We start from the raw sequence: 6,554 nt of genomic DNA, 5'->3' as shown, positions 1-6,554 counted from the left end.
ACTTTCAGGCGCGCCGCATGAATGCGCGCTACCGGCCAAAGGGCGAGAAGAACACACGCTTCGTCCATACGCTGAATGGCTCCGGCCTCGCTGTGGGGCGGACGCTTGTTGCCATCATGGAAAATTACCAGCAGGAAGATGGCAGCATCGCCGTGCCGGATGTATTGAAGCCCTATATGGGCGGGCTGGAGGTTATCTCGCGCAATGGCTAGGGCAACCAAGAAGGGCTTGCGGATTCTCGTCACGAATGATGACGGGATTCACGCGCCGGGACTGAAGGTGCTGGAGCGGATCGCGCGCAAGCTTTCTTCCGATGTCTGGGTTATAGCGCCGGAGGATGAGCAGAGCGGATCTGCGCATTCATTGTCGCTCGCCAATCCGCTGCGTGTGCGCAAGCTCTCGACCTATAAATATGCGGTGAAGGGCACGCCTTCCGACTGCGTGCTGATGGCGGTGCGCCACATCATGAGGGACAGGCAGCCTGACCTCGTTCTGTCGGGCGTCAATCGCGGCCAGAACATTGCCGATGATGTGACGTATTCGGGCACCATCGCAGCCGCTATGGAGGGCACACAGCTCGGCATTCCCTCAATCGCGCTCAGCCAGGCTTTCGGCTTTGGCGGCAACACCAATGTGAAATGGGCGACCGCCGAGCATTTCGCGCCGGACATTCTGAAGCGGCTTGTCGCGGCAGGCTGGCCGGAGGAAGTGCTCATCAACATCAATTTCCCGGATGTGGTGCCTGCTTCCGTCACCGGTATTGAGGTGACGCGGCAGGGCAAGCGCGACCAGTCGCTGGTGCGGGTGGAAGAGCGGATCGATGCGCGCAACAATCCTTACTACTGGCTGGGCTTTGAGCGGATATTGAGCAATCCGCCGCAGGGCACTGATCTTCGGGCGATCTATGAGGGGCGTATCTCGGTGACACCGCTTCACATGGATCTCACCCACACACGCACATCAAAGGCGCTTGGTGAGGCGCTGGGCACGCTCGCCCGGCCGCGCAAGCCGCGTAAAAAAGGCTGACGGGTTCTCGTGAGCGAAACGGTCATGGACGAAATCGAGCACGAGAAGATCGAACTCATCATGGGCCTTCGGCGGCAGGGCATCCGCGACAAGCGGGTGCTGTCTGCCATCGAGCGGGTGCCGCGCGAGAAGTTCATTGCAGGCACCTTCCGCAAGCAGGCCTATGAGGATCACGCGCTGCCCATCGAATGCGGCCAGACGATCAGCCAGCCCTACATCGTCGCCTATATGACCGAGCAGTTGCATGTGGGGGAGCGGATGAAGGTGCTCGAAGTGGGCACGGGATCGGGCTATCAGGCGGCGGTGCTCGCGCGGCTGTGCCGCCGTGTCTATACGGTCGAGCGCTACCGGACGCTGCTCAATGATGCGCTTCAGCGATTCGATGATTTGCGCATTCACAACATCACCGCGCGGGTGGGCGATGGCGCAAAGGGCTGGCCGGAACAGGCACCTTTTGACCGGATTATCGTCACGGCCGCTGCGCCTGCCGTGCCGCAGATACTGGTAGATCAGTTGAAGGAAGGCGGCTTGATGGTTGTTCCTGTTGCGGTTTCTGGTGGCCGCGGGGAGCAGAAGCTGGTGCGGATCGAGCGGACGGCGGAAGGGGTGAGGCGGGAAGACCTTCTGCCTGTTCGTTTTGTGCCGCTGGTTGAGGGTGTTGCCAAGGAGTCCTGAACGGCGAATTCTGGCTTGATGGCGGCGGAGGCGGCGAGGCCCAGATGGGACGGAGCGGCATGAAATGGCGGGTGGCGAGGCAGGGGGCAGTGATCTCACTGACGCTTCTCGTGGCGGCGTGCGGTAGCAGCGAACGTCCCTGGTGGGATGAAAGCGGCGGTGGCCGTCGCTCAGCGGAGCCGGTGGCGCGCCCCGTTCAACCGGTGCAGCCCGGCAGCACCTATGTCGTCCGACGCGGCGATACGGTTTACAGCATTGCCCGCGCGCATGATGTGCCGGTCCGCTCGCTGATCGACAGCAATGGCCTGAGCGCGCCCTACCGGATCGAGGTCGGGCAGAAACTCACCATTCCCGCCGGTCGCTTCCATGTCGTGCAAAGGGGCGACACGGTTTACAGCATCTCGCGGCAATACAATGTCGATATGGCGTCCTTGACGAGTCTCAACCGGCTTCCGGCGCCCTATACGATCAAGGTCGGCGAGAAGCTGCAGGTGCCGTCCCAGCGGACGCAGAGCACCGCCAGTTCTTCGTCAACGAGCGGCGCTACAGGGGTACCGCTTGCCCGGCCTGTGGCCGGGGCGGCGGTTGCGACCACAACCACCACACCGTCAAAAGCGCCGACCGTGGCGAAAGACCCGCTGCCTGCGCCACCTGCTGCGGTGGGCGGATTCCAGTGGCCGGTACAGGGTCGCATCCTTTCGAGCTTCGGCCCCAAGGCGAACGGGCTTCACAATGACGGTGTGAACATTGCCGCGGAGATGGGCGCGCCGGTGAAGGCAGCGCAGAGCGGCGTAGTCGCCTATGCGGGCAATGAGCTGAAAGGCTATGGCAATCTGCTGCTCATCCGCCATGACAATGGCTGGATGACAGCCTATGCCCATAACAGCAAACTGCTTGTGCAGCGCGGTGACACGGTGGTTCGCGGGCAGACCATTGCAGAGGCGGGCAATTCCGGCAGCGTGGTCACGCCGCAGGTCCACTTCGAAATCCGCAAGGGTGCGAAGGCAGTCGATCCGAGCACGGTTATCGGCAGTATGTGAGGCCGCGCTCAGCCCAGCGTCTGGCCAAGGCGGCCCGCCAGATCCTGAATGAACTGCCATGCAACACGGCCTGAACGGGCGCCGCGCGTTGCCGACCATTCAAGAGCTTCGGCCACAAGCTGCTCATCATCGATCTTCAGCCCGTAATGGCGGACATAGCCCCGGATCATGTCGAGATAGTCGTCCTGGCTGCAATTATGGAAGCCAAGCCAGAGGCCGAAGCGGTCGGAGAGGGAGACTTTCTCTTCCACGGCTTCGGCCGGGTTGATGGCGGTGGACCGTTCATTCTCGATCATGTCGCGCGGCATGAGGTGGCGGCGGTTCGAGGTCGCGTAGAACAGCACGTTGCGCGGGCGGCCTTCGATGCCGCCTTCGAGAACGGCTTTCAGCGATTTGTAGCTGGTGTCGTCGTGATCGAAGGAAAGGTCATCGCAGAAAACGATGGCGCGGCGCTTCTCGTTGCGAAGCAGCGACATGAGGCGCGGCAGGCTTTCAATATCCTCGCGGTGGATTTCGATGAGGATGAGGCTGCCTGGCATTTCCGCATTCACGGCTGCATGGGCGGCCTTGACGAGCGAGCTTTTGCCCATGCCGCGCGCGCCCCAGAGCAGCGTGTTGTTCGCAGGGAGCCCCCTGGCGAAGCGGCGCGTATTGTCGAGCAGGATGTCTCGCACCCGGTCCACGCCCCGGATGAGCGAGAGATCGACCCGCGACACTTCCGGCACAGGGTCCGGCCGGCCCGTCTCCGCATTCCAGACAAAGGCATCGGCCGCATCGAAACCGCTGTCTGCGGGCTTCGGCGGAGAAAGCCGCTCAAGGGCCTCGGCGATGCGGGTGAGAAGGGAGGCGGTCTCGGGGGTGGTGCTCATGGCTCAGGCTTTGGAACAATGGGTGAAAAAGGGCTGGTTGCGGCACCGTAGCACCGGGGCGGGCAAGACGGAAAACTCTCTCCGCCCAAAAGACTAGCGCAAGACGTACAAGCCTTCGGCTTCGGTTTGCAAATGGCTTGGCGGCCGTTATAGTCCGGCGCAAATCAGCGATTTGCGGCTCCTGTGTCCAGGTATGGCCGCGCGACAGGCACCACAGGAGACCCATATGGGCGGCGGCAACGCAACGGAATTTCTGGTCCAGCTTTTTCCCTTCATCGCGCTTTTCGCGATCATGTATTTCCTGGTGCTGCGCCCGCAGCAGCGCCGCGTGAAGGCCCATCGCGAAATGGTGAATAATGTGCGCCGCGGCGATGTGGTGGTTACGGCGGGCGGCCTTATCGGCAAGGTGACCAAGGTCGATGATCTGGAAGTCTCCGTGGAAGTCGCCGAAAATGTGCGCGTCCGCGTGGTGAAGAGCACGCTGGCGGAAGTGCGCTCCAAGTCGGACCCTGTTCCGGCCAATACCAACACGCCTTCTTGAGCAGAAGACAAAGCCTCCGGGGAGGGGGAAGGGACCGGGATGCTTTATTTCGAACGCTGGAAGATGGTGCTGATCGCGCTGGTATGCGCGGCAGGGCTTGCCTATTCGCTTCCGAACTTCTTCCCCAAATCCTCGCTTGAGAATGTGCCCGACTGGCTGCCCAACAAGCAGGTCAATCTGGGTCTTGATCTGCGCGGCGGGTCCTATCTGCTGCTCGCCCTTGATACGAAGGGGCTTGAGCAGTCGCGTCTGCAGGATCTCGTTGGCGAAGTTCGCAATGCGCTGCGCGATGTGCGGGTGGGCTATACGGGCCTAGGCATCCAGAACGGTGCTGTCGTTGTCAGCATTTCGCGGCCGGAAGAAGTCGCCAAGGCGCGCGAGGCTGTTGAAGACCTTTCGAGCCTTGTTTCAGCAAGCCAGTTCTCGGCCTTGCCGGAAAGCGATCTGACGGTGTCTGTCACGGGGCAGCGCATTGAGGTGACTGTCACCGAGGCGGCGAAGCGCGCGCAGCTCCAGCAGGCGGTTGAGCAGTCGATTGAAGTGGTGCGGCGTCGTATCGACGAGCTTGGCACCACGGAGCCAGTCATCCAGCGCCAGGGCGCCGACCGCATTCTGGTGCAGGTGCCGGGCCTTGATGATCCGCAGCAGCTCAAGGAACTGCTTGGCCGCACCGCCAAGATGACCTTCCGCCTTGTCAGCAATGCCATGTCGGGCCAGCAAGCGCTCGCGACCCGCACGGTTCCGGCCGGCACGGAAATCCTTTATTCGGCGGATGAGCCCAAGGTTCCCTATCTCGTCGAACGGCGCGTGATGGTGGGCGGCGACCGGCTGCGCAGCGCAAGCCCCGGCTTTGACCAGCGCACGGGCGAGCCTGTTGTGAACTTCCGCTTCGACTCGATTGGCGGCCGCCAGTTCGGCGAAGTGACACGCGACAATGTCGGGCGGCCCTTCGCGATTGTGCTCGACAATGAAGTCATCAGTGCCCCGCGCATCAATGAGCCGATCATGGGTGGGCAGGGGCAGATCAGCGGCAACTTCACGGTCAAGGAGGCGGCCAACCTCGCGATCTTGCTGAACTCCGGCGCGCTGCCGGTGGATATTACCGTTCTTGAAGAGCGGACGGTTGGTCCGGGCCTTGGTGCGGACTCGATCCGCGCAGGCAGCATTGCCGCAGTCATCGGCTCGATCGCCGTCGTCATCTTCATGGTGGCGAGTTACGGGCTTTTCGGTGTCTTCGCGAATATCGCGCTGCTCATCAACGTGTTCCTGATCTTCGGTATCCTGTCGATGCTTCAGGCCACGCTGACACTGCCGGGCATTGCCGGTATCGTGCTCACAATCGGCACGGCGGTGGATGCGAACGTGCTCATTTACGAGCGCATCAGAGAAGAATTGCGAAGCGGGAAATCGGTCGTCGCGGCGCTGGAGGCGGGCTATAAGCGCGCCATGGCGCCGATTGTTGACGCGAACATCACCCACTTCATTACGGCTCTCGTTCTGTTCCAGCTTGGCGCGGGACCCGTTCGCGGTTTCGCGGTGACGCTCGCCATTGGCGTTGTCACCTCGGTCTTTACTGCGGTCACAGTGAACAGGCTTATCGTTGCGGTCTGGGCGCGTTATACGCGACCCAAGGCCCTCGTATTGTGACCCCGGGAGGAGCAGGAAATATGTGGCGGCTCAAGCTCGTTCCGGCGAATACGAATATCCCCTTCGTCAAATACCGGCATATCGCGGTTGGCCTGTCGGTCATCATCATCGTGGCGGCCACGGTGCTGATGTTCGTGCGCGGCTTCAACTTCGGAATCGACTTCACCGGCGGCACGTTGATGGAAGTGCAGACGGAAGGCCCGGCGGATCTGGCCAGCATGCGCAGTCGGCTCAACAATCTCGGGCTTGGTGAGGTTCAGCTACAGCGTTTTGGTGATGACACCAATGTTCTCATCCGCGTCGGTGTTCAGTCCGATCAGACGGAAGAGCGCGGCGGCCAGTATGTCGTCGATACGATCAAGGCCGAGCTTGGCAATGAGGTGGAGTATCGCCGCGTCGAAACGGTTGGGCCGCAGGTTTCCGGTGAACTGATCGGTTCGGCGACCCTTGCGGTCATCATCGCTGGGGGGGCGATGTTCGTTTATATCTGGTTCCGCTTCGAATGGCAGTTCGCGCTCGGTGCCGTGTTGTCGATCATCCATGACGTGATGGCGACGGTCCTGCTCTTCTCGTTGTTCCAGCTTGAGTTCAATCTGGCGACGATTGCAGCGCTTCTCACCATTGTCAGCTACTCGATCAACGATACCGTTGTCGTATTCGACCGCATGCGTGAGAACCTCCGCAAGTACAAGAAAATGGATCTTGCGGAACTCATCGACCTTTCAATTAACGAAACACTGGCACGCACCATCATGA

The 6,554-nt window shown here is 61.4% G+C and carries 7 protein-coding genes and 1 pseudogene; 7 read left to right on the top strand and 1 reads right to left on the bottom strand.

Going from position 1 to position 6,554, the window contains the following annotated elements; translation table 11 throughout:
* The 4 genes and pseudogenes from WBF74_RS09035 to WBF74_RS09020 form a co-directional block, all read left to right on the top strand.
* Window positions 1–212 (top strand): annotated as a pseudogene (locus WBF74_RS09035) (serine--tRNA ligase); the annotation flags it as partial.
* 16 nt (window positions 213–228) lie between these two features.
* Complete coding sequence (surE, locus tag WBF74_RS09030) at window positions 229–1,026, top strand: 5'/3'-nucleotidase SurE (protein WP_424438419.1); 798 nt, start codon at window positions 229–231, stop codon at window positions 1,024–1,026.
* A 24-nt stretch (window positions 1,027–1,050) separates the two neighbouring features.
* Complete coding sequence (locus WBF74_RS09025) at window positions 1,051–1,701, top strand: protein-L-isoaspartate(D-aspartate) O-methyltransferase (RefSeq protein ID WP_424438416.1); 651 nt, start codon at window positions 1,051–1,053, stop codon at window positions 1,699–1,701.
* A gap of 89 nt (window positions 1,702–1,790) precedes the next feature.
* Window positions 1,791–2,741 carry a peptidoglycan DD-metalloendopeptidase family protein gene (locus tag WBF74_RS09020; protein ID WP_424438413.1) on the top strand — a complete coding sequence of 317 codons (951 nt, stop codon included), beginning with the start codon at window positions 1,791–1,793 and terminating at the stop codon, window positions 2,739–2,741.
* Between the two features lie 8 nt (window positions 2,742–2,749).
* Here the strand turns inward: WBF74_RS09020 and WBF74_RS09015 are convergent, their stop codons facing one another.
* Window positions 2,750–3,610: an ATP-binding protein gene (locus WBF74_RS09015; RefSeq protein ID WP_424438410.1), complete on the bottom strand. Its 861-nt coding sequence runs from the start codon at window positions 3,608–3,610 to the stop codon at window positions 2,750–2,752.
* Between the two features lie 226 nt (window positions 3,611–3,836).
* On the opposite strand from WBF74_RS09015, the gene yajC reads away from it, so the two are divergent.
* The 3 genes from yajC to secF form a co-directional block, all read left to right on the top strand.
* Window positions 3,837–4,151: a preprotein translocase subunit YajC gene (gene yajC, locus WBF74_RS09010; RefSeq protein WP_424438407.1), complete on the top strand. Its 315-nt coding sequence runs from the start codon at window positions 3,837–3,839 to the stop codon at window positions 4,149–4,151.
* A gap of 39 nt (window positions 4,152–4,190) precedes the next feature.
* Window positions 4,191–5,798 carry a protein translocase subunit SecD gene (secD, locus tag WBF74_RS09005; RefSeq protein ID WP_424438404.1) on the top strand — a complete coding sequence of 536 codons (1,608 nt, stop codon included), beginning with the start codon at window positions 4,191–4,193 and terminating at the stop codon, window positions 5,796–5,798.
* Window positions 5,799–5,818: 20 nt separating this feature from the next.
* A partial coding sequence (gene secF / locus WBF74_RS09000) for a protein translocase subunit SecF (protein ID WP_424438401.1) occupies window positions 5,819–6,554 on the top strand: 736 nt, incomplete at its 3' end.

Origin of the sequence: Parvibaculum sp., assembly GCF_049672805.1 — a bacterium.
Lineage (GTDB): Bacteria > Pseudomonadota > Alphaproteobacteria > Parvibaculales > Parvibaculaceae > Parvibaculum.
This window is presented reverse-complemented; position numbering and strand designations above follow the sequence as displayed.

Excerpts from the sequence above, each read along its gene's own strand:
- secD (WP_424438404.1), top strand. The coding sequence starts at position 4,191 with ATGCTTTATTTCGAACGCTGGAAGATGGTGCTGATCGCGCTGGTATGC.
- WBF74_RS09025 (WP_424438416.1), top strand. The coding sequence starts at position 1,051 with ATGGACGAAATCGAGCACGAGAAGATCGAACTCATCATGGGCCTTCGG.
- WBF74_RS09015 (WP_424438410.1), bottom strand. The coding sequence starts at position 3,610 with ATGAGCACCACCCCCGAGACCGCCTCCCTTCTCACCCGCATCGCCGAG.
- yajC (WP_424438407.1), top strand. The coding sequence starts at position 3,837 with ATGGGCGGCGGCAACGCAACGGAATTTCTGGTCCAGCTTTTTCCCTTC.